The sequence below is a fragment of the Pseudomonas sp. SMN5 genome (genome assembly GCF_052041925.1).
In the GTDB taxonomy this organism is placed as follows: domain Bacteria; phylum Pseudomonadota; class Gammaproteobacteria; order Pseudomonadales; family Pseudomonadaceae; genus Aquipseudomonas.
This window is the reverse complement of sequence record NZ_JBKGGX010000003.1, coordinates 185682-205794: the sequence shown is the minus strand read 5'-3', so window position 1 is coordinate 205794 and position 20113 is coordinate 185682. Positions and strand designations below refer to the sequence as shown.

Below are 20113 nucleotides of genomic sequence, written 5' to 3'. Positions count from 1 at the left end.
CTGCAACTGGATCAGGGCTTTTTGGCGGCCGTAGCAGCCTTCGTCCCACGCTGGCGCATCGCCTCGAACAGGCACACCCCGGTCGCTACCGAGACGTTGAGGCTGCTGACGCTGCCGGCCATCGGCAATTTGACCAAATAGTCGCAATGTTCACGAGTCAGGCGACGCATGCCTTTGCCTTCAGCGCCCATGATCAGGATGGTCGGGCCGGTGAGGTCCTGGTCATAGATACTGACCTCGGCCTCGCCTGCCGTGCCGACAATCCACAAGCCGCGCTGCTGGAGTTTTTCCAGGGTACGCGCCAGGTTGGTCACGGCCACCAGGGGAATGACTTCCGCCGCACCGCAGGCGACTTTGCGCACCACCGGCGTCAAGGTCGCCGACTTGTCCTTGGGCACGATCACCGCCAATGCCCCGGCGGCGTCCGCCGAACGCAGGCAGGCGCCGAGGTTGTGGGGATCGGTCACACCGTCCAGCACCAGCAGCAAGGGCGCGCCTTCGGTGCGGTCGAGCAACTCGTCGAGCATCGCCTCGCCCCAGACCTGGCTCGGGCTGACTTCAGCAACAACGCCCTGGTGGACACCTTCGACCCAGGCATCCATCTCGCGCCGTTCGGCCTGGCCGACGGCCACGCGGTTTTCATTGGCCAGTTCGACCAGGGTCTGGACCCGTGGCTCGCTGCGACCTTCGGCCAACCAGATCTGCTTGACCCGCTTGGGGTGATGACGCAACAACGCTTCCACGGCGTGCACACCGTAGATTTTCTCCAACTGACTCATGACTTGGCCTTGGGTTTACGCGCCCCGCCACTTTTGGCCGGGGCCGAGCCCGCTTTCGGCGGGCCTTTACGGTGTTTGCTCGGCTTGCTGGCCGCCTTGTCCGGAGCCGACCGCCCGGCCTTGCCGGACGCCGCCTTGCCGCCGGCCTTGGCCTCAGCCAGCAACGCCTGCTTCATTTCACGGCTTTTGCGTACTTCGGCGTTTTTCGCCGCGGCATCGCTCGGGCGATAGGCTTCGACAGCCTTTTCCTTGGCCGAACCGCGACGCCCGGACTTGGACGAAGCGGGCTCGGCGGCAGTCTTGGCCGCAGGGGCGGAGGTTTCAGCGCCGCGCTTCTTGCGGCCAATCGGCGCGCTGATGGTTTTTTCCGCCATCTCGAAGTCGATCTTGCGCTCGTCCAGGTCGACGCGCATCACCCGCACCTCAACGGTGTCGCCCAGACGGAAGCTACGACCGGTGCGCTCGCCCGCCAGACGGTGATGCACAGGGTCGAAGTGGTAGTAATCGGCTGGCAGCGCGGTGACATGCACCAGGCCTTCGACATAGATATCGGTCAGTTCGACGAACAGGCCGAAGCCGGTCACGGCCGTGATCACGCCGGGGAACGACTCACCCACGCGATCCTTCATGTATTCGCACTTGAGCCAGTTCACCACGTCGCGAGTCGCTTCGTCGGCGCGCCGCTCGCTCATCGAGCACTGTTCGCCAAGCTGCTCCAGCGCCGCTTCGTCGTACGGATAGATACGCGCTTTCGGAATGGTCATCGCACCGGCACGCTTGACGTGCGGGGTGTTCATCTTCGAATGGATCACGCTGCGGATCGCCCGGTGCGTAAGCAGATCGGGGTAGCGGCGGATCGGCGAAGTGAAGTGGGTATAGGCCTCGTAGTTCAGGCCGAAGTGGCCCTGGTTGTCCGCGCTGTACACCGCCTGGCTCAACGAGCGCAGCATGACGGTCTGGATCAGGTGGAAGTCCGGACGGTCCTTGATGCTGGCCAGCAGAGCCTGGTAGTCCTTGGGTGTCGGACCTTCCTTGCCTTTGTGCAAGGACAGGCCCAGCTCACCGAGGAAGGCCCGCAATTTCTCCAGACGCTCCGGCGGCGGACCGTCGTGGACCCGGTACAACGCAGGGATTTCGTGCTTCTTCAGGAATTCGGCGGTGGCCACGTTGGCCGCCAGCATGCATTCCTCGATCAATTTGTGCGCGTCGTTGCGCACGGTCGGACGAATTTCGGCGATCTTGCGCTCGGAGCCGAAGATAATCCGGGTTTCCTGGGTCTCGAAATCAATCGCGCCACGGGCATGACGGGCACCCAACAATACCTTGTACAACGCATAGAGTTGCTTGAGGTCCGGCAACACCTCGCTGTACTCACCGCGCAGCTTGCGCGATTCAGCCAGTTTCGGCGTCTCAAGCATCGCGCTGACCTTGTTGTAGGTCAGGCGGGCGTGGGAATGGATCACCGCTTCGTAGAAGCAGTAGTCGGTCATTTCGCCGGATTTGGAGATGTTCATCTCGCAGACCATGGCCAGGCGATCGACATGGGGGTTGAGCGAGCACAGGCCGTTGGACAGCTCTTCAGGCAGCATCGGCACGACGCGCTCGGGGAAATACACCGAGTTGCCGCGCACCTGGGCCTCGGCGTCCAGCGCCGAACCGAGCTTCACGTAGCTGGAGACGTCGGCGATCGCCACGTACAGCTTCCAGCCGCCGGAGAACAGGCGCAGCTTGCCGGGCCGGGCTTCGCAGTAGACCGCGTCGTCGAAGTCCCGGGCGTCTTCGCCGTCGATGGTGACAAACGGCAGGTGACGCAGGTCGATGCGCTTCTCTTTGTCCTTCTCCTCGACTTCCGGCTTGAGCTTGGCAGCCTCCTTGAGGACTGCTTCAGGCCACACGTGCGGGATGTCATAGGTGCGCAGGGCAACGTCGATTTCCATGCCCGGCGCCATGTAGTTGCCGACCACTTCCACCACGTCGCCTTGCGGCTGGAAGCGCGGGGTTGGCCAGTGCGTGATTTTCACTTCGACGAACTGACCAATCTTGGCGTTGGCGTTGCGGCCCGGGGTGACCAACACTTCCTGCTGGATCTTCGGATTGTCCGCGACGACGAAGCCGATGCCGCCTTCTTCGAAATAACGGCCAACGATGCTTTCGTGGGCACGAGACACCACTTCGACGATCACGCCTTCACGACGACCGCGACGGTCCAGGCCGGACACGCGGGCCAGGGCCCGGTCGCCGTCGAACACCAGGCGCATCTGCGCCGGGCTCATGAACAGGTCGTCGCTGCCGTCGTCCGGGATCAGGAAGCCGAAGCCGTCCCGATGACCAGCGATGCGACCGAGGATCAGGTCAAGCTTATCCACCGGCGCATAAGTGCCGCGGCGGGTGTAGATCAGCTGGGCGTCACGTTCCATGGCGCGCAGACGGCGGCGCAGGGCTTCGAGCTGGTCTTCGGTGGTCAGACCGAACTCTTCGACCAATTGCTCGCGGCTAGCAGGCGAACCCCGATCGGCGAGATGCGCCAGGATCAGTTCGCGGCTGGGAATAGGGTTTTCATATTTTTCCGCTTCACGAGCGGCCTCGGGATCGAGGGACTGCCAATCGGCCATTAGAGAGTTTTCACCTTGTCTATATGCGGGTTAGTTTGGCATAGGCTTAATGAAACGGGAAATTTCAGGCACTTGAATCCTCTTTCTGAAGTGCTTCGACCGCCCTTTGGAGCCTGTGATCGCGCCGCTGGCGAAATTTCCAGGTTTTTTTGCAGAGAGGGGTTTACAGTTAAAAACACGCTCCGTATAGTGCGCGCCATCGACGACGTACACACGTTGCCGATACTGCCCAGATGGTGAAATTGGTAGACACGCCAGCTTCAGGTGCTGGTGACCGCAAGGTCGTGGAAGTTCGAGTCTTCTTCTGGGCACCAATTTCAAGCAACAGGTCACCGACCTGTCAGCTTCACAAAAACCCGCGAAAGCGGGTTTTTGCATTTCTGCCCCAGGCAATTCGTTTTGGTAATTACTAAAACAAAAACAGGGGTTTACAGATCAAAATGCGCTCCGTATAGTGCGCCCCATCGACAGCGGCAACGCTGAAGATGCTGCCCAGATGGTGAAATTGGTAGACACGCCAGCTTCAGGTGCTGGTGACCGCAAGGTCGTGGAAGTTCGAGTCTTCTTCTGGGCACCAATTCAAGCTTCAAGGTCATGGCCTTGAACCTCACAGAAACCCGCGAAAGCGGGTTTTTGCGTTTTTGGGGCTTGCTTCTGTGGCGAGGGCGCTTGCTCCCGCAGGACCGGCCTGACGCTCCATGCCCCGCGAGCCTTGGGGCTACTTCGTAGCCCAGCGGGAGCAAGCTCCCTCGCCACGGGAACGGTGCCTGCCCTGAGGACATTCAGACGCACATGAGAAACAATATCGTTTATCATTGTTACAAGTTTTTGCTACACGACAGTGAGGAACCTGCGAATGATGTCCAGAACCACCCTGCGCCGCGCGCTCAACTGCACCCTGCTCGGCCTGGCCCTCGCAACACCCCTCACCCACGCCGCCGACAAGGTGGAACTGACTCTCTACAACGGCCAGCACAAGGAAGTCGGAGAAGCGCTGGCCAAGGCTTTCGAGGCCAAGACCGGCATCCACGTCAATGTACGCAAAGGCAGCAGCAATCAACTGGCCAGCCAGGTGCTCGAAGAAGGCGAGCGCTCACCCGCCGATGTGATCTACACCGAAGAATCGCCGCCCCTGAACAAACTCGGTGAGCAAGGCCTGCTGGCGAAGATCGACGACGCCACCCTGAATGTGCTGCCCAAGGACTACGTCGCCGGCAATGGCACCTGGATGGGCGTCACCGCCCGCGTGCGTGTAGTGGCCTACAACCCGAAACTGGTCGATGAAAAAGACCTGCCCAAAACCGTCCTCGATTTTGCCCAGCCGCAATGGCAAGGCAAGGTCGGCTTCGTACCGACCAGCGGCGCGTTCCAGGAACAGGCCGTCGCCATTATCAAGCTGCACGGCATGGAAGCCGCCGAAGAATGGCTCACCGGGCTGCGCGCCTTTGGCAAGGTCTACAGCAACAACATGGTCGCCCTCAAGGCCGTGGAAAACGGCGAAGTGGCAACCGTGCTGGTGAACAATTATTACTGGTTCGCCTTGCAGCGAGAAAAAGGCCAGCTCGCTTCCAAACTGCATTATTTCACCGGCGGTGATGCCGGTGGGCTGGTGACCGTGTCCAGCGCCGCGGCCTTGAAATCCAGCAAACACCCCGAGCAAGCCCAGCAATTGCTTGCCTATATGGCGAGTGAAGAAGGCCAGCGGGTGATCACCCAGATGTCCGCCGAGTATCCACTGCACAAGGGCATGGTGTCGGATCGCGGACTCAAGCCATTCAGTGAGCTGGAGCCGCCGAAGGTTACCCCGGCCGACCTGGGCAACGCCGAAGAAGCGCTGGAGCTGGAACGCGAAGTCGGCCTGAACTGATGACGCCATCGCTGAACGCTGCGTCCATGACAGGGGGGCATATACCCCGACGCAAGCGTCCTCCCATCGGCCTGCTATTGCCGGTGGCGCTGCTGGTGCTGTTGAGCGCGCTGCCACTGCTGTACGTGGCAACGAAGGCCTGGCAAGCGGGCTGGGTCGAGGCGCTGCATCTGCTGTGGCGACCGTACGTGTTCGGCTTGCTGCGCAATACCCTGGCACTGATGCTCGGCGTCACGCTGGCCTGCGGCGTCATCGGGCTGTCCCTGGCCTGGTTGCTCGAACGCAGCAATCTACCCGGACGCCGGTTATGGGGTGTGCTCCTCTGCCTGCCGTTCGCGGTACCGGCGTTTGTCAGCAGTTTCACCTGGGTTTCCCTCAGCGCGCAGTTCGAAGGCCTGGGCGGGGCGATCCTGGTGATGAGCCTGTCGAAGTACCCACTGATCTTTCTTCCCGTGGCAGCCACTTTGCGCAACCTGGATCCGTCCCTCGAAGAATCTGCCCGTACCCTGGGGCAAAACCGCTGGGGCGTGTTCTTTCGTGTCACCCTGCCGCTGCTCTGGCCCTCGTTGCTGGCCGGATCGTTGCTGATTGCGTTGCACATGCTGGTGGAGTTCGGCGCACTGTCGATTATCGGCCTGCAAACCTTCACCACCGCCATCTACCAGCAGTTCGAGCTGGAATTCAGCAACGCCAACGCCGCCATGCTGTCGGCGGTCTTGCTCGCGCTGTGCTTGACGCTGCTCTGGCTGGAACTGCGGATGCGCGGCAAAGGCCGCCATGTGCGCACCGGCCAAGGCGCGGCACGCCAGGCCGAACAGGTGCAACTGGGGTCCTGGGCGTTTATCGGCCAGGCGTATTGCCTGGGCCTGACGATCATTGGCAGCGGGATTCCGCTGGGGATGCTGGTGTACTGGCTGGCGGTCGGCACTTCCGCCGCATTCCCGCTCGGGGAGATCGGCGAGGCGTTGCTGTCATCGCTGGCCCTGTCACTTGGCGGCGCCGCGCTCTGCCTGTTACTGGCCGTGCCGGTGGGTCTGCTGGTGGTGCGCTACAAGGGGCGCCTGGCAGTGTGGGCCGAACGCCTGCCCTATCTGCTGCACGCGCTGCCAGGGCTGGTGATCGCCCTGAGCCTGGTGTATTTCGCGCTGCACTATGTGCCGGCGCTGTACCAGACCTCAGGTTTGCTGCTGATCGCCTATGCGCTGCTGTTCCTGCCGCTGGCCCAGGCCCCGGTGCGCACCGCCTTGAACAAAGCCGCACCACAACTGGAGGAGGCGGCACGCACCCTGGGCGCGTCGTCGTTCAGTGCTTTTTGCCGGGTAACCTTGCCAATCATCTTTCCGGCACTGGGCGCCGCGTTCGCCTTGGTATTCCTGGATGCCATGAAGGAACTGACCGCCACGCTATTGCTGAGCCCCACCGGGCTCAATACGCTGGCGACAGCGGTCTGGGCCCATACGTCGAATGTGGAGTTCGCGGCGGCAGCGCCTTATGCGGCGCTGCTGATCGTGGTGTCGGGATTGCCGGTTTATTTGCTGACGACGCGGATGTATCTGAGCCGCTGAAATGGCTATCGCAAGCAGGCTCGCTCCCACATTGACCCGATGCCACGCTCGAGATCATCTGTTGGAGCGAGCCTGTTCGCAATAAGGCCGGCCCAGGCATCGATCAGGCCCTGAACTGCCCCAGGCTCGCCTTCAACTGCGCCGCCAGACTGTCCAGCACCTTGCCGCTGGCGGTGGTCTCGACCACAGCCTGGGCCGCTTTCTCGGCTTGGGCATGGATCGTCTCCACCCGCCCACGCACCGCTTGCGCGCCCTGGGCCTGATGAGCCGCCGCCTGGGTCGCCAGGCCGATGGCCGCATGCACCTGCTCGACGGACACCTGCACCGACTGCTGCAACCGCGCACTGTCACGCAGCACCAGCAAGCCTTCACTGGCCTGGCGCCCGGCCTGGCCAATCGCTGCCACCGCTTCGCGAGCGCCTTGCTGCAACGCCACGATATGCGCCTGGATATCGCCCGTGGAGCTCTGGGTCTTGCTTGCCAACGCCCGCACTTCGTCTGCCACCACCGCAAAGCCGCGCCCGGTTTCCCCGGCCCGCGCCGCCTCGATGGCCGCGTTCAAGGCCAACAAGTTAGTCTGCTCGGCGATGCCGTGGATCACCGTCAGCACCACTTCAATCTGTTCACTCTGTTGCGCCAGCCGCTCGATGACTTTCGCCCCGGTGTCGACCTGTCCGGCCAAGGCCTCGATCAAACCACTGACCTTGGCCGATGTACGCGTGTTTTCATCGGTGGCCTGGCGAATCTCCACCACTTGTTGCAAGGCCGCCTGCATCGCCTGGCTTTCCGACTGCGCTTCATCGGCCATCTGCGACAGTGCACGCAGGCTCTCGGCCACTTCATCACGCTGCATTCCGGCGGCCGCGTCGGCGCCGGAATTACGCAAGGTCATTGCGCCGATTTCCACCCCGGTGCGCTGGGCCACGTCACCCGCCTCGCGCACGATGGGCTGCAACTTATCCACAAACCGATTGACCGCCGAGGCCATATCGCCGATTTCGTCCTTGCTGTTGATCTGCACGCGCTTGGTCAGGTCGCCCTCACCCGCCGCCAGATCGTTCATGGCCGCGATCAGCAGCTTCAAGCGATTGACCACCCGACGCCCCAGCACCACGGCCAGCAGCACCAGAACGCCGAAGCCCACCAGTGCCAGGCCCAGGCCGATGCGCCAGCGCAAGGTACCGGCGGCTTCCTGCACAGCGCTGGCGGTGTTGGTTTGCATCTGCGTGGCGGTGGCCTGGGCCGATTGCAGGCGACCGCGCATCGCGGTGGCACTGTCGGCCGCGGCCCCCTTGAGGCTATCGCCGACCAACTGGTCGCTGCTGGCAATCAAGGCCGCGAAGCGCTGATCCAGCGCCTTCAGGTCGTTTTCCACGGACGCCGTGGACACGCCCATCAAGACCTTGCCGATCTCCACGCCGTTGGGGTTGATCGAAGCTTCAAGGTAATACACTGACGGATCGTTCTTTGCCGCATCCAAGACCTTGTCCAGCGCCCTCTCACCCTTGCCCTTTTCCAACAGAGCCTTGTTGATCGGGTTTTCCCGGTTGAGGTACCGGGTCAGGTGCTCACCGGCCGCGTCGTCGTAGATGACAAACAACACGTTGGGATTACGCTGGGCGCGACGGGCGAACTCGGACAGGGTAGGAACGTCGCTGTCCCACATGGCGCGGGGGGCGACGGAGGCCAGCAGTTGCGCCATATCATTGGCGGAGTCGCGCAGATCCTTTTCCAGGGCACCACGCAATTGCGCCTGTTCGTCTTTCAGGCGGGTGGAAAGCCCGGCGTTCAGACGCTGACGCGTATTGGCGGAGAGACTGTCCAGGCTGGAGGTGACTTCGCGCCCGGCTTGTTCCAGCTCGGCCGAAAGCTTCTGACTGTCAGCCCCCAGCCGCGAACCGAGATCAGCCTCAAGGGCCGTGACTGTGCTACGGGTCAGCGCAACCGCCACCAGCACTTGCACCAAAAGGGCGATACCCAGGGTAACGAACACCGGCCGCAGCAAACGGCTTTGTAACAGTGAGAGAACAGCCGACACGGGAAATCCCTCTAGCGAACGCCATTATATTGATGGCACTCGTCAAAAGGTGCCGGTAATGGACATCCATAGCAAGTGTCGTGCCGAACGGCAGGGAGAAACGACAAAGGACCCAAACGAGGGTCCTTTGTTTTTTACATCAGTGACTTATCAGCCGAACGGATGGCGCAGGACGATGGTTTCGTTGCGATCCGGCCCCGTCGAAATAATGTCGATCGGCGCACCGACCAACTCTTCGACGCGCTTGATGTAGTTGCGAGCCGCCACTGGCAGCTCTTCCAGGGTCTTGGCGCCCACAGTCGATTCAGCCCAACCCGGCATCTGCTCGTACACCGGTTCCAGGCCGATGTAGCTGTCGGCGTCGGTCGGTGCATCGATGACAGCACCGTCCTGGTTCTTGTAGCCCACGCAGATGTTGATGGTTTCCAGGCCGTCCAGTACGTCCAGCTTGGTCAGGCACAGGCCCGAGATGCTGTTGACGTCGATGGCGCGACGCAGGATGACGGCATCGAACCAGCCGCAACGACGGGCACGGCCGGTGGTGGCACCGAACTCGTGGCCACGCTTGGCCAGAAACGCGCCAATGTCGTCGAACAGCTCGGTCGGAAACGGGCCCGAACCGACGCGAGTGGTGTACGCCTTGGTGATGCCCAGGATGTAGTCCACGTACATCGGCCCGAAGCCCGAACCGGTGGCGATGCCGCCGGCAGTGGTGTTGGAGCTGGTGACGTACGGGTAGGTGCCGTGGTCGATGTCCAGCAGCGAACCCTGGGCGCCTTCGAACATGATGTCCTTGCCGGCGCGACGCAGCTCGTGCAGCTCGGCGGTGACGTCGAGCATCATCGGCTTGAGCAGCTCGGCGTATTCCATGCATTCGTCCAGGGTTTTCTGGAAGTCGATGGCCGGTTCTTTGTAGTAATTGACCAGTACGAAGTTGTGGTAGTCCAGCAACTCGCCCAGCTTGGCGGCGAAACGCTCGCGGTGGAACAGGTCACCGATACGCAGGCCGCGACGGGCGACCTTGTCTTCATAGGCCGGGCCGATGCCGCGACCGGTGGTGCCGATCTTCAGCTCGCCACGGGCCTTTTCACGAGCCTGGTCCAACGCAACGTGATAGGACAGGATCAGCGGGCAGGACGGGCTGATACGCAGGCGCTCGCGCACCGGTACGCCTTTCTCTTCCAGCTTGATGATTTCCCGCAGCAACGCGTCGGGGGCCACCACCACACCGTTGCCGATCAGGCATTGCACGCCTTCGCGCAGCACGCCCGACGGAATCAGGTGCAGAACGGTCTTTTCACCATCGATCACCAGGGTGTGACCTGCGTTGTGGCCACCCTGGTAGCGCACTACGGCGGCAGCATGTTCGGTCAGCAGATCAACGATCTTGCCTTTGCCCTCATCACCCCACTGGGTGCCCAGGACTACGACATTCTTACCCATAACACTTGTCCTCATTCGCGCAAACTTGGTGCCGGCCGCGGCCGGCGGGAAAACTCAAGAAGCCAGCGGCAATACTTGCCAAAGCCCGTTCTGCTGAATCAATTGCCGGTCGCAGTCCGCTTCACGGGCGGCGGCCAAAGGTTGCCCGGGCAAAGCCTGGACGACACGCTGACCCTCACTGCGCAACTGGCAGACCGCCTGCCAGAGTGCCGCATCCGTGCTGTCAGGCATCCAGATACCGCCAGACGGTAGCTCGACCTCAGCACGCCCCAGGGTCACCAGGGTTTTCAAATCGGTAGAAAAGCCGGTCGCCGGACGGGCACGCCCGAAGTCGGCGCCGATGTCATCGTAACGACCGCCCTGGGCAATGGACTGGCCCACGCCCGGTACGAACACCGCGAACACGACGCCGGTGTGGTAGTGATAACCACGCAACTCGCCCAGGTCGAAATACAACGGCAGCTCGGGGAAGCGCACCGACAGACGCTCGGCGATCGCCAGCAGATCGTCCAGGGCCGCCAACACCGGTGCCGGCGCCTGGGCCAGGCGTTCACGGGCGGCGACCAGCACTTCACGGCCGCCACACAGGTCCACCAGCGCCCGCAGCATGTCCGACAGATCGGCCGGCAGGCCTTCGGTCAGGCTGATAACTTCGTCGATGGCCTTGCGTTGCAGGGCGTCGAACAGCTGTTGTTCCACTTCACCGGACAGACCGGCCGCACGGGCCAGGCCGCGATAGATGCCGACATGCCCCAGGTCCATATGAACATCCGGCACGTCGGCCAGTTGCAGCATGGCCAACATCAGGCTGATGACTTCTACGTCGCTGACGGGGCTGGCGTCACCATACAGCTCGGCGCCCAACTGGATCGGGCTGCGGGACGATGACAAGGCGCGCGGTTGAGCGTGCAGCACACTGCCGGCGTAGCACAAGCGGCTCGGGCCCTCGCGACGCAGGGTGTGGGCATCAATGCGCGCCACTTGCGGCGTGATGTCGGCCCGAAAGCCCATCTGCCGGCCCGACTGCGGGTCGATTACCTTGAAGGTGCGCAGATCCAGGTCCTGGCCTGCGCCGGTCAGCAGGGATTCCAGGTACTCGATATGCGGCGTCACGACGAACTCGTAACCCCAGCTCTGGAACAGATCCAACACCTGCCGACGCGCTACTTCGATGCGCGCAGCTTCCGGTGGCAGTACTTCTTCGATGCCATCTGGCAGCAGCCAGCGGTCTACCGTTGCCATTACGCCATTCCCCTATGGTCCGGGCGGCCAGCCCTCGGGCAAGCCTTGAGTGAAGCAGAAAATGCCCGGCCCGCGCACAAAACACGCGCAAGGGCGACGTGACGAATGGCGCCGTGCCGCTCAGTCAAGGTCATTGAATTCTGTAGCGAGGGAGCTTGCTCCCGCTTGAGTGCGAAGCGCTCACCTAGGGGCTGCTACGCAGCCCAGCGGGAGCAAGCTCCCTCGTCACAGGTCCTTCATCAACGCCTGGAATGAACCGCATTGCCGCCTCGCCCGGCACTTTCCTCGAAAAACCTGTCGAGTCGTTCAACCCGGCGCCTGCAACGTGAAACCACAATCGAACGTGCAGACGCAAAAAAGCCGGGAATTTCCCGGCTGCCGCATCATACACACGTTTTCCCGAAGGATCACCCCACCCGACGTTTTAGCCGCCGGGCGGAGTGCTCAGGTCAACGGCGCATCAAGGCTTGGACTTCTCCAGGTACCGGAAGAAATCGCTGCTTGGGTCCAGGACCATGACGTCGGATTTGTTCGCAAAGCTTTCACGATAGGCCTGCAGGCTACGGTAGAACGCGTAGAAATCCTGATCCTGGCCATAGGCCTTGGCGTAGATCGCAGCGGCCTGGGCGTCACCATCACCCCGGACCTCTTCCGATTCGCGATAGGCTTCGGCCAACAGCACGCGGCGTTGGCGATCGGCGTCGGCACGGATGCCTTCGGCCAGCTCGTTACCCTTGGCGCGGTGCTCGCGGGCTTCACGCTCACGCTCGGTGCTCATGCGCTCGAACACGCTGCGGTTCACTTCCTTCGGCAGGTCGATGGCCTTGACCCGGACATCGACGACTTCGATGCCCAGCTCTTTCTCGGCCATCGCGTTCAGCGAACGGGTGATGTCAGCCATGAGCGCATCACGCTCGCCGGACACCACTTCGTGCAGTGTGCGCTTACCGAACTGGTCACGCAGGCCCGACTCCAGGCGACGGGACAGACGTTCGTCAGCGATCTGCTTGAGGCCGGAGGTCGCGGTGTAGAAGCGCTCGGCATCTTTCACCCGCCACTTGGCATAGGCATCCACCATCACGGCTTTCTTTTCCAGCGTCAGGAAGCGTTGCGTCGGCGCATCCAGCGTCATCAGGCGGGCGTCGAACTTGCGCACCTTGTTGACGTACGGCACCTTCACGTGCAGCCCCGGCTGGACATCCGCCTGGACCACGCGACCGAATTGCAGCAACACCGCGCGCTCGGTCTGAGACACGATGTAGAAGCAGTTCCAGGCAGCGATCGCCACGACGACGCCGACAATAAGGGCGATCAGCGATTTATTGCTCATCAGCGACTCTCCCTGGTACGTGCTGGCTGTTGCTGCAGGTCCGCCGCCGCACGTGCATTGGCTTCATTGCTGGCGCTCGACGTGGTGGCCGGCGCGGGATTGCTGTTGCGACTGCCCTCGACCATCTTGTCCAGCGGCAGGTACAGCAGGTTGCTCTGGCCGTTCTTGTTGCCGGTCACGAGGACCTTGCTGGTATTGCTGAAGACCTCCTGCATGGTATCCAGGTACAAGCGCTGACGGGTCACTTCAGGGGCCTTGCGGTACTCGGCCACCAGCTTGGTGAAGCGATCGGCTTCACCCTTGGCGCGCGAGACCACTTCGTCGCGGTAACCGTTGGCATCTTCGATGATGCGCTGGGCCTGGCCACGGGCTTCCGGCACGACGCCGTTGGCGTAGGTTTCGGCCTGGTTGCGCGAACGTTGCTCGTCTTCACGGGCACGGATCACGTCGTCGAACGCTTCCTGGACTTCACGTGGCGCCGCGGCGCTCTGCACGTTGACCTGGGTCACGGTGATGCCGGTGCGATAGGTGTCGAGGAACCGTTGCAGGCGCTCCTTGATCTCGCTCGCCATCAATTCACGGCCTTCGGTCAGCACCTGGTCCATGGCGGTGGAACCCACCACATGGCGCAGGGCGCTTTCGGTTGCGTGTTGCAGGCTGATTTCCGGCTGGTCGACGTTCAGCACGAAGTCCTGCAGGTTGGTGATCTTGTACTGCACGGTCAGCGGCACTTCGACGATGTTCTCGTCTTCGGTGAGCATCTGGCCCTGCTTGCTGTAGGCACGCTCGCGCGTGACGTTTTCCATGTACTTCTGATCGATTGGCGGGAAGTAGATGTTCAGGCCCGGGCCAACCGTCTCGTAGTACTTGCCGAAGCGCAGCACCACGGCTTGCTCCTGCTCGTCCACGACATACACGGCGCTGTACAGCCAGACAGCCGCGAGCACGACGAGACCGATGCCGAGCAGGCCGAAACCGCCGCCCTTGCCCGGACGACCGCCGCCATCGTCACCGCGTTTCTTACCACCACCGAACAAACCGTTCAGGCTTTCCTGCAGCTTGCGGAAGGCCTCGTCGAGATCCGGCGGCCCCTTGCGGTCGCCGTTGTTACGACGCTTGCCGCCCCAGGGATCCTGATTATTCGAGTTGCCACCCGGCTCATTCCAAGCCATAGCGCTCTCCATCTGATAAAGCAAAGACGCACCCACGGCGCGCCGGCCAATGCTACAGAATGCCTGACACAGCTTTCTCAGGCTTTTATTGCAAAGTGTGTTGCTCGATGAATTCCATCGGTTGCAGCCCTTCGCGACTGACCAGTCGGTTCAGTTCCGACCGGGGCAGGCGAACCGCCAGCAGGCAGATGCCCTCATCGTCGTGTTCTTCTTTCTGCACCGCCCCCAACTCAAAGAACTGGGCGCGCAGCCGGGCGAAACGCTGCGGCAGTTTCAAGGTGCCGACAAACAGATCGTCGCCCAGCAACTCGGCCACCGCCTGCTTGAGCAGGTCCAGGCCGGAACCGTCGCGGGCTGACAACCAGACCCGTTGCGGCTTGCCATCGGCATCGCGCTGGATCTGGGGCTCTACCCCTTCGAGCAAATCGAGTTTGTTGTATACCTCGAGGATCGGCAAGTCCTGGGCCCCGATCTCGCCCAGCACCACCATCACCTGCTCGATCTGCAGCATGCGGTCCGGTTCGGCGGCATCGATCACGTGCAGCAGCAGGTCCGAATTGCTCGACTCTTCGAGCGTAGCCCGGAAAGCCTCGACCAGTTTGTGCGGCAGGTGGCGGATGAAGCCCACGGTGTCAGCCAGAACGATCGGGCCCAGGTCGTCCAGGTCGAGCCGGCGCAGGGTCGGGTCGAGCGTGGCGAACAGTTGGTCGGCCGCGTAGACCTCGGACTGGGTAACGTTATTGAACAGGGTCGATTTGCCGGCGTTGGTATAACCCACCAGTGAAACCGTCGGGATTTCCGCGCGCTTGCGACCGCGTCGCGACTGCTCGCGCTGGCTGCGGACCTTCTCCAGGCGCCCCTTGATCTGGCGCAGGCGAACCCGCAGCAGGCGCCGGTCGGTCTCCAGCTGGGTTTCACCCGGGCCGCGCAGGCCGATACCGCCCTTTTGCCGCTCAAGGTGAGTCCAGCCGCGAACCAGCCGCGTACTCATGTGCTCAAGCTGGGCCAATTCGACCTGGAGCTTGCCTTCATGGGTGCGGGCGCGTTGGGCGAAAATATCCAGGATCAAGCCGGTACGGTCGATCACGCGACACTCGAAGACACGTTCGAGGTTACGCTCCTGGCTGGGCGTGAGGATGTGATTGAAAATCACCAGATCGACCTGTTCGGCCTTGACCAGGTCGCGCAACTCTTCGACCTTGCCACTGCCGATCAGGAACTTGGCCGTTGGCCGATGACGCGACACGTTGAAAAACGCGACGGTCTCGGCGCCGGCCGAAAGTGCCAATTCCTGAAACTCCTGCGGATCTTCGCGCGCCTCAGGGTCCTGTCCATCCAAGTGAACGAGAATTGTCCGTTCACCACCACCGTGGCGCTCAAAGAACAAAGGAGACTCCTATCAGGCGTTACCCGGCTCAGCATCGCCGCCTTCGGATTCGGTTGCGCTAGGCAGACGAATCGGACGAACCGGCACTACTGTCGAGATAGCGTGCTTGTAGACCATCTGGCTGACGGTGTTTTTCAGAAGGATGACGAACTGGTCGAAAGACTCGATCGTGCCTTGCAGTTTGATCCCGTTGACCAGATAGATGGACACCCCAACTTTCTCTTTACGTAAAGTGTTCAAGTAAGGGTCTTGTAGCGAATGCCCTTTTGACATGTGCCGCACTCCTTTAAGGATCAATAATAAAAATCGGAATCAGATGGCTAGGGCCGTCACACCCCCAAGGATAGACGGCAATTGCAAGGACTCAGCTCAATATGGAGATGGTCCCCAGGTATTTCAAGGCGCGTGGCAGATTGTCGCAATCGAGACTGTCCAGCCAATGCAAGTCAGCCCAGCTGCGCAGCCAGGTGAACTGGCGTTTCGCCAATTGGCGCGTGGCAATGATCCCCCGCTCCTGCATCTCGGCTGACGTCAGCTTGCCGTCCAGGTAATCCCAGACTTGTCGATAACCCACCGCACGTATAGACGGCAACCCGGCATGCAGGTCACTTCTCTCACGCAGGGCTACGACCTCGTCGATGAATCCCTGTTCCAACATTAATGTGAATCTTTGTTCAATTCGCCGGTGCAGCACTTGCCGGTTCGCCGGAGCGATGGCCAGATTCGCGACAGTATAGGGCAATTGTTGCAGTCCCGAAGCGGCTGCTTCAGTACTTTGCGCAGATTGTCGCTGGCGCAGGGCTGTCATGCTCTGGCCGCTGACCCGATAAACCTCCAGGGCCCGGCTTAGCCGCTGCGGGTCGTTGGGGTGAATCCGCCCCGCCGATTCCGGGTCGATCAGCGCCAATTGCTCGTGCAACGCCTGCCAGCCAAGACGCCCGGCTTCTTCCTCGATCTGCGCGCGCACCTGAGGATCGGCCGCCGGCATGTCCGCCAGCCCATCGACCAAGGCCTTGTAGTACAGCATGGTGCCGCCCACCAACAGCGGGATCTTGCCCCGCGCGGTGATCTCGGCCATCGCCTGGAGCGCGTCGCGACGAAAATCCGCCGCCGAATAGGCCTCGGCCGGGTCGAGAATGTCGATCAGGCGGTGGGGAAATTCAGCCAGCAGGGCTTTTGATGGCTTGGCGGTGCCGATGTCCATGCCCCGGTAAACCAGGGCCGAGTCGACGCTGATCAGCTCGCAGGGCAGGACTTTGGTCAGTTCGATGGCCAGGTCGGTCTTGCCCGCGGCAGTCGGGCCCATCAGGAATATCGCCGGAGGCAGCTGGCTCATCAACGACCGCGCAAGAACAGTTTGTCCAGGTCGTCCAGGCCCAATTGGGTCCAGGTCGGCCGGCCATGGTTGCATTGACCACTGCGCTCGGTGTTTTCCATGTCCCGCAGCAGGCCGTTCATTTCCGGCAGGGCCAGGCGCCGGTTGGCGCGGATCGCGCCGTGGCAGGCCATGGTGCCGAGCAGTTCGTTCAGGTGCGCCTGGATCCGGTCGCTGGTGCCGTATTCCATCAGGTCCGCCAGCACGTCGCTGACCAAGCGATTGGCCTCGGCCTGTTTCAACAATGCCGGGATCTGGCGGATCGCCAGGGTTTCCGGACCCAGGCGTTGCAGCTCGAAGCCCAGCCGCTGGAACCAGCTCACGTGCTCTTCGGCGCAATCGGCCTCGCGCTGACTCACCGCCAGGGATTCGGGTACCAGCAGCGGCTGGCCGCTCAGGCCTTCACTGGCCATGGCGATTTTCAAGCGCTCGTACATGATCCGCTCGTGAGCGGCATGCATGTCCACCAGCACCAGGCCCTGGGCGTTTTCCGAAAGGATGTAGATGCCTTTGAGTTGCGCCAGGGCGTAACCCAACGGCGGGATGTCGCCCTGCCCGTCGGGCAACGCAGGCGCTGCGCTTTCCGGCAACGGTTTGAAGAATTCGCGATAGGCCGCCTGTGCCTCGGCGACCGGCACGTTCGCTTGCGGACGCGGGGTGTATGGGTACTGATAGCCGCTGCCCGCACCACTGCCTGGCGTGCTGTAGCTCGGCTGGGCCTGGGGCTGCTCCAACAACGTATTGGATGCCAGGCGCATTTCGCCCTGGGGCCCGAACTCGCCGGCTTCCAGCCCGGTCGGCCGGACCATGCCGGCCACCGCAGCCGGCGCCGCCAGTTGATCTTCCGGCCGTACATCGCCCAAGGCCCGGTGCAAAGTGCCGTAGAGGAAATCGTGGACCATGCGCCCGTCGCGGAACCGTACTTCGTGCTTGGTCGGGTGCACGTTGACGTCGACCACGGAAGGGTCGACTTCGAAAAACAACACAAAGGTCGGATGCCGACCATTGAACAGCACATCGCGATAAGCCTGGCGCACCGCGTGGGCCACCAGCTTGTCGCGTACGGCGCGGCCGTTCACGTAGAAATACTGCAAGTCCGCCTGGCTGCGGGAGAACGTCGGCAGACCGACCCAACCCCACAGATGCAGACCATTGCGCTCCACCTCGATAGGCAAGGCCTGCTCAAGGAATCCCGCGCCGCACACCGCGCCCACGCGCCGGGCACGGGCCGCATCGTCACGGGCCTCGTGCAGGCTGAGGATGGTCTTGCCGTTGTGGCGCAAATGGAACGCCACGTCAAAACGCGCCAGGGCCAGGCGCTTGATGACTTCTTGCAGGTGATCGAATTCGGTTTTCTCGGCCTTGAGAAACTTGCGCCGGGCCGGGGTATTGAAAAACAGATCGCGCACTTCCACCGAGGTGCCCACCGGATGGGCCGCCGGCTGGACGCGAGAGGCCATGTCCCGGCCTTCGGTCTCGACCTGCCAGGCTTGCTCGGCGTCACGGGTACGGGACGTCAGGGTCAGGCGTGACACCGAACTGATGGACGCCAGCGCCTCGCCCCGGAACCCCAGGCTCATGACCCGCTCGAGGTCTTCCAGGTCGCGGATCTTGCTAGTGGCGTGGCGCGCCAGGGCCAGCGGCAAGTCATCGGCGGAAATCCCGCCACCGTCATCACGCACCCGCAACAGCTTGACGCCACCCTGCTCGACGTCCACATCGATGCGCCTGGCCCCGGAATCGAGGCTGTTTTCCAACAGTTCCTTGATGACCGACGCCGGACGCTCCACCACCTCGCCAGCGGCGATCTGGTTCGCCAGCCGGGGGCTGAGCAGCTCGATGCGGGCACTGCTGCCGATCACTTCATCGCTCATTCTTTGGACGCCACTTCGTTGCCCGGAATCGTCAGGGTCTGGCCGATCTTGAGCTCGTCGCTCTTGAGATTGTTGGCGCTGCGCAAGGTGGCAGGCGACACCTGGTAACGCACGGCAATCATCGCCAGGGTTTCGCCCGGGCTGACGCGATGGTCCCGCGGGCCTTGGGCGATCTTGCCGGAATCACGCAACCAGGCAATGTAGGTGCCGGGCGGAGGGTTTTGCTGGAAGAACTGCCGCACGCCGCTGCTGATGGAGCGCGCCAATGCCTGCTGGTGATTGGCGGACGACAACTTGGACGCCTCGTTGGCGTTGGAGATGAAGCCGGTTTCCACCAGGATCGATGGGATGTCCGGCGACTTCAGCACCATGAACCCGGCCTGCTCGACGCGCTGCTTGTGCAACGGCGTGACGCGACCGATGTTGCTCAGGACTTTCTGGCCGACGTTGAGGCTGGAGGTCAGCGAGGCGGTCATCGACAGGTCGAGCAACACACCGGCGAGCATCCGGTCCTTGTCGTCGAGGCTGACGTTGCCGGCCCCACCGATCAGGTCGGAACGGTTTTCGCTGTCGGCCAGCCAACGGGCGGTCTCGGAGGTGGCGCCACGGTCGGACAGGGCAAACACCGAAGCACCGAACGCCGCCGCCGAAGGCGCGGCGTCGGCGTGAATGGAAACGAACAGGTCGGCGCCTTTCTTGCGAGCGATTTCCGTACGGCCGCGCAACGGAATGAAGTAGTCGCCGGTACGGGTCAGCTCGGCGCGGAAGCCCTTCATGCCGTTGACCTGACGTTGCAGCTCACGGGCGATGGACAGCACCACGTCTTTTTCACGCTGCCCACGCGAGCCCGAGGCGCCCGGGTCTTCGCCACCGTGACCGGCGTCGATCACCACGATGATGTCACGCTTGCCGGCCGGGGCCGGTGGCAGCTTGATCGCAGGTTCGGCCGGTGTGACCGGTACCGCCGGCACCGTGGCGACATTGGTCGGCGGTGGAGGTGGCGGCGCGGCATCGGCCGGGTTGTCGAACAGATCCACCACCAGCCGGTTGCCATACTGGGCGTTCGGGGCCAGGGTGAAGCTTTTCGGGGTCACGGCCTTTTTCAGGTCGATGACCACCCGCAGGTCGGTCGGCGTGCGTTGGGCCGAGCGCATCGCGGTGATCGGCGTGTTGGCGGTCGCCACGTTCAACGGCGCGCCGAGGGAGGCACCATTGATGTCGATCACCAGGCGATCCGGGGCGGTCAGGGTGAATACGCTGTGTTGCACCGGGCCCGTCAGGTCGAACACCAGGCGTGTGTTGTCCGGCGCCCGCCAGAGGCGAACGCTGCTGACCTTCGTCTCAGCCACAGCATCGACGGCCAGTGCCGTAAGCAACAGTCCTACGACAGCAACCACCGCGCGAAAGCGCATACCAAACCCCATCATCA

At 62.5% G+C, this 20113-nt stretch carries 14 protein-coding genes, 2 tRNA genes and 1 pseudogene; 4 read left to right on the top strand and 13 right to left on the bottom strand.

The genetic code is table 11. The features are described 5' to 3' along the window. Positions 1 to 11: 11 nt before the first annotated feature. Together rlmB and rnr are read right to left on the bottom strand one after the other, a co-directional pair. Positions 12 to 779, bottom strand: a complete 768-nt coding sequence (gene rlmB / locus ACLEJR_RS04275; RefSeq protein ID WP_440812345.1) for a 23S rRNA (guanosine(2251)-2'-O)-methyltransferase RlmB — start codon at positions 777 to 779, stop codon at positions 12 to 14. Then, the gene (gene rnr, locus ACLEJR_RS04270; RefSeq protein ID WP_440812342.1) at positions 776 to 3391 is read right to left on the bottom strand and encodes a ribonuclease R; all 2616 of its coding nucleotides are present in this window, start codon (positions 3389 to 3391) and stop codon (positions 776 to 778) included. Before rnr ends, rlmB begins: the two co-directional genes overlap by 4 nt. A gap of 227 nt (positions 3392 to 3618) precedes the next feature. Between rnr and ACLEJR_RS04265 the strand changes: the two genes are divergently transcribed. From ACLEJR_RS04265 to ACLEJR_RS04250, 4 genes are all read left to right on the top strand, one after another. Beyond that, positions 3619 to 3705, top strand: a tRNA-Leu gene (locus ACLEJR_RS04265). Positions 3706 to 3881: 176 nt separating this feature from the next. Then, a tRNA-Leu gene (locus tag ACLEJR_RS04260) sits at positions 3882 to 3968 on the top strand. A 279-nt stretch (positions 3969 to 4247) separates the two neighbouring features. Then, on the top strand, positions 4248 to 5258 hold the full coding sequence (locus ACLEJR_RS04255; protein ID WP_440812339.1) for an extracellular solute-binding protein: 1011 nt from the start codon (positions 4248 to 4250) through the stop codon (positions 5256 to 5258). After that, positions 5258 to 6823, top strand: coding sequence for an ABC transporter permease (locus ACLEJR_RS04250; RefSeq protein ID WP_440812336.1), 1566 nt, complete (start codon positions 5258 to 5260; stop codon positions 6821 to 6823). The genes ACLEJR_RS04255 and ACLEJR_RS04250 overlap by 1 nt, the downstream gene beginning before the upstream one ends. 103 nt (positions 6824 to 6926) lie before the next feature. On the opposite strand, the gene ACLEJR_RS04245 is transcribed toward ACLEJR_RS04250, so the two are convergent. From ACLEJR_RS04245 to ACLEJR_RS04195, 11 genes and pseudogenes are all read right to left on the bottom strand, one after another. Then, entirely contained in the window at positions 6927 to 7631 is a 705-nt protein-coding gene (locus ACLEJR_RS04245; RefSeq protein WP_440812514.1) for a methyl-accepting chemotaxis protein, read from the bottom strand. Positions 7632 to 7832: 201 nt separating this feature from the next. Next, a pseudogene (locus ACLEJR_RS04240) lies at positions 7833 to 7886 on the bottom strand (hypothetical protein); the annotation flags it as partial. A 1125-nt stretch (positions 7887 to 9011) separates the two neighbouring features. Continuing rightward, positions 9012 to 10304 (bottom strand): adenylosuccinate synthase, encoded by a 1293-nt coding sequence (locus ACLEJR_RS04235; protein ID WP_440796499.1) that lies wholly within the window; start codon positions 10302 to 10304, stop codon positions 9012 to 9014. A 54-nt stretch (positions 10305 to 10358) separates the two neighbouring features. After that, positions 10359 to 11546, bottom strand: coding sequence for an ATP phosphoribosyltransferase regulatory subunit (locus ACLEJR_RS04230; protein ID WP_440796498.1), 1188 nt, complete (start codon positions 11544 to 11546; stop codon positions 10359 to 10361). Between the two features lie 460 nt (positions 11547 to 12006). Further along, positions 12007 to 12876: a protease modulator HflC gene (gene hflC / locus ACLEJR_RS04225; RefSeq protein WP_440796497.1), complete on the bottom strand. Its 870-nt coding sequence runs from the start codon at positions 12874 to 12876 to the stop codon at positions 12007 to 12009. Continuing rightward, positions 12876 to 14048: an FtsH protease activity modulator HflK gene (hflK, locus tag ACLEJR_RS04220; protein WP_440812333.1), complete on the bottom strand. Its 1173-nt coding sequence runs from the start codon at positions 14046 to 14048 to the stop codon at positions 12876 to 12878. Before hflK ends, hflC begins: the two co-directional genes overlap by 1 nt. Before the next feature lie 85 nt (positions 14049 to 14133). Continuing rightward, the gene (hflX, locus tag ACLEJR_RS04215; RefSeq protein ID WP_440812331.1) at positions 14134 to 15435 is read right to left on the bottom strand and encodes a ribosome rescue GTPase HflX; all 1302 of its coding nucleotides are present in this window, start codon (positions 15433 to 15435) and stop codon (positions 14134 to 14136) included. A 12-nt stretch (positions 15436 to 15447) separates the two neighbouring features. Next, positions 15448 to 15708, bottom strand: a complete 261-nt coding sequence (hfq, locus tag ACLEJR_RS04210; protein WP_003186419.1) for an RNA chaperone Hfq — start codon at positions 15706 to 15708, stop codon at positions 15448 to 15450. 91 nt (positions 15709 to 15799) lie between these two features. Continuing rightward, the gene (miaA, locus tag ACLEJR_RS04205) at positions 15800 to 16771 is read right to left on the bottom strand and encodes a tRNA (adenosine(37)-N6)-dimethylallyltransferase MiaA (RefSeq protein ID WP_440812328.1); all 972 of its coding nucleotides are present in this window, start codon (positions 16769 to 16771) and stop codon (positions 15800 to 15802) included. Continuing rightward, positions 16771 to 18684 carry a DNA mismatch repair endonuclease MutL gene (gene mutL / locus ACLEJR_RS04200; RefSeq protein ID WP_440812325.1) on the bottom strand — a complete coding sequence of 638 codons (1914 nt, stop codon included), beginning with the start codon at positions 18682 to 18684 and terminating at the stop codon, positions 16771 to 16773. The genes miaA and mutL overlap by 1 nt, the downstream gene beginning before the upstream one ends. Next, positions 18681 to 20111, bottom strand: coding sequence for an N-acetylmuramoyl-L-alanine amidase (locus ACLEJR_RS04195; RefSeq protein WP_440796492.1), 1431 nt, complete (start codon positions 20109 to 20111; stop codon positions 18681 to 18683). Before ACLEJR_RS04195 ends, mutL begins: the two co-directional genes overlap by 4 nt. Positions 20112 to 20113: the final 2 nt, after the last annotated feature.

What these genes read in the sequence shown, in the direction of transcription:
- miaA (WP_440812328.1), bottom strand. Translation starts at nt 16,771, where the DNA reads ATGAGCCAGCTGCCTCCGGCGATATTCCTGATGGGCCCGACTGCCGCG.
- rlmB (WP_440812345.1), bottom strand. Translation starts at nt 779, where the DNA reads ATGAGTCAGTTGGAGAAAATCTACGGTGTGCACGCCGTGGAAGCGTTG.
- ACLEJR_RS04235 (WP_440796499.1), bottom strand. Translation starts at nt 10,304, where the DNA reads ATGGGTAAGAATGTCGTAGTCCTGGGCACCCAGTGGGGTGATGAGGGC.
- rnr (WP_440812342.1), bottom strand. Translation starts at nt 3,391, where the DNA reads ATGGCCGATTGGCAGTCCCTCGATCCCGAGGCCGCTCGTGAAGCGGAA.
- hflC (WP_440796497.1), bottom strand. Translation starts at nt 12,876, where the DNA reads ATGAGCAATAAATCGCTGATCGCCCTTATTGTCGGCGTCGTCGTGGCG.
- mutL (WP_440812325.1), bottom strand. Translation starts at nt 18,684, where the DNA reads ATGAGCGATGAAGTGATCGGCAGCAGTGCCCGCATCGAGCTGCTCAGC.
- ACLEJR_RS04250 (WP_440812336.1), top strand. Translation starts at nt 5,258, where the DNA reads ATGACGCCATCGCTGAACGCTGCGTCCATGACAGGGGGGCATATACCC.
- ACLEJR_RS04245 (WP_440812514.1), bottom strand. Translation starts at nt 7,631, where the DNA reads ATGGCCGATGAAGCGCAGTCGGAAAGCCAGGCGATGCAGGCGGCCTTG.
- hfq (WP_003186419.1), bottom strand. Translation starts at nt 15,708, where the DNA reads ATGTCAAAAGGGCATTCGCTACAAGACCCTTACTTGAACACTTTACGT.
- ACLEJR_RS04230 (WP_440796498.1), bottom strand. Translation starts at nt 11,546, where the DNA reads ATGGCAACGGTAGACCGCTGGCTGCTGCCAGATGGCATCGAAGAAGTA.
- ACLEJR_RS04255 (WP_440812339.1), top strand. Translation starts at nt 4,248, where the DNA reads ATGATGTCCAGAACCACCCTGCGCCGCGCGCTCAACTGCACCCTGCTC.
- hflK (WP_440812333.1), bottom strand. Translation starts at nt 14,048, where the DNA reads ATGGCTTGGAATGAGCCGGGTGGCAACTCGAATAATCAGGATCCCTGG.
- ACLEJR_RS04195 (WP_440796492.1), bottom strand. Translation starts at nt 20,111, where the DNA reads ATGATGGGGTTTGGTATGCGCTTTCGCGCGGTGGTTGCTGTCGTAGGA.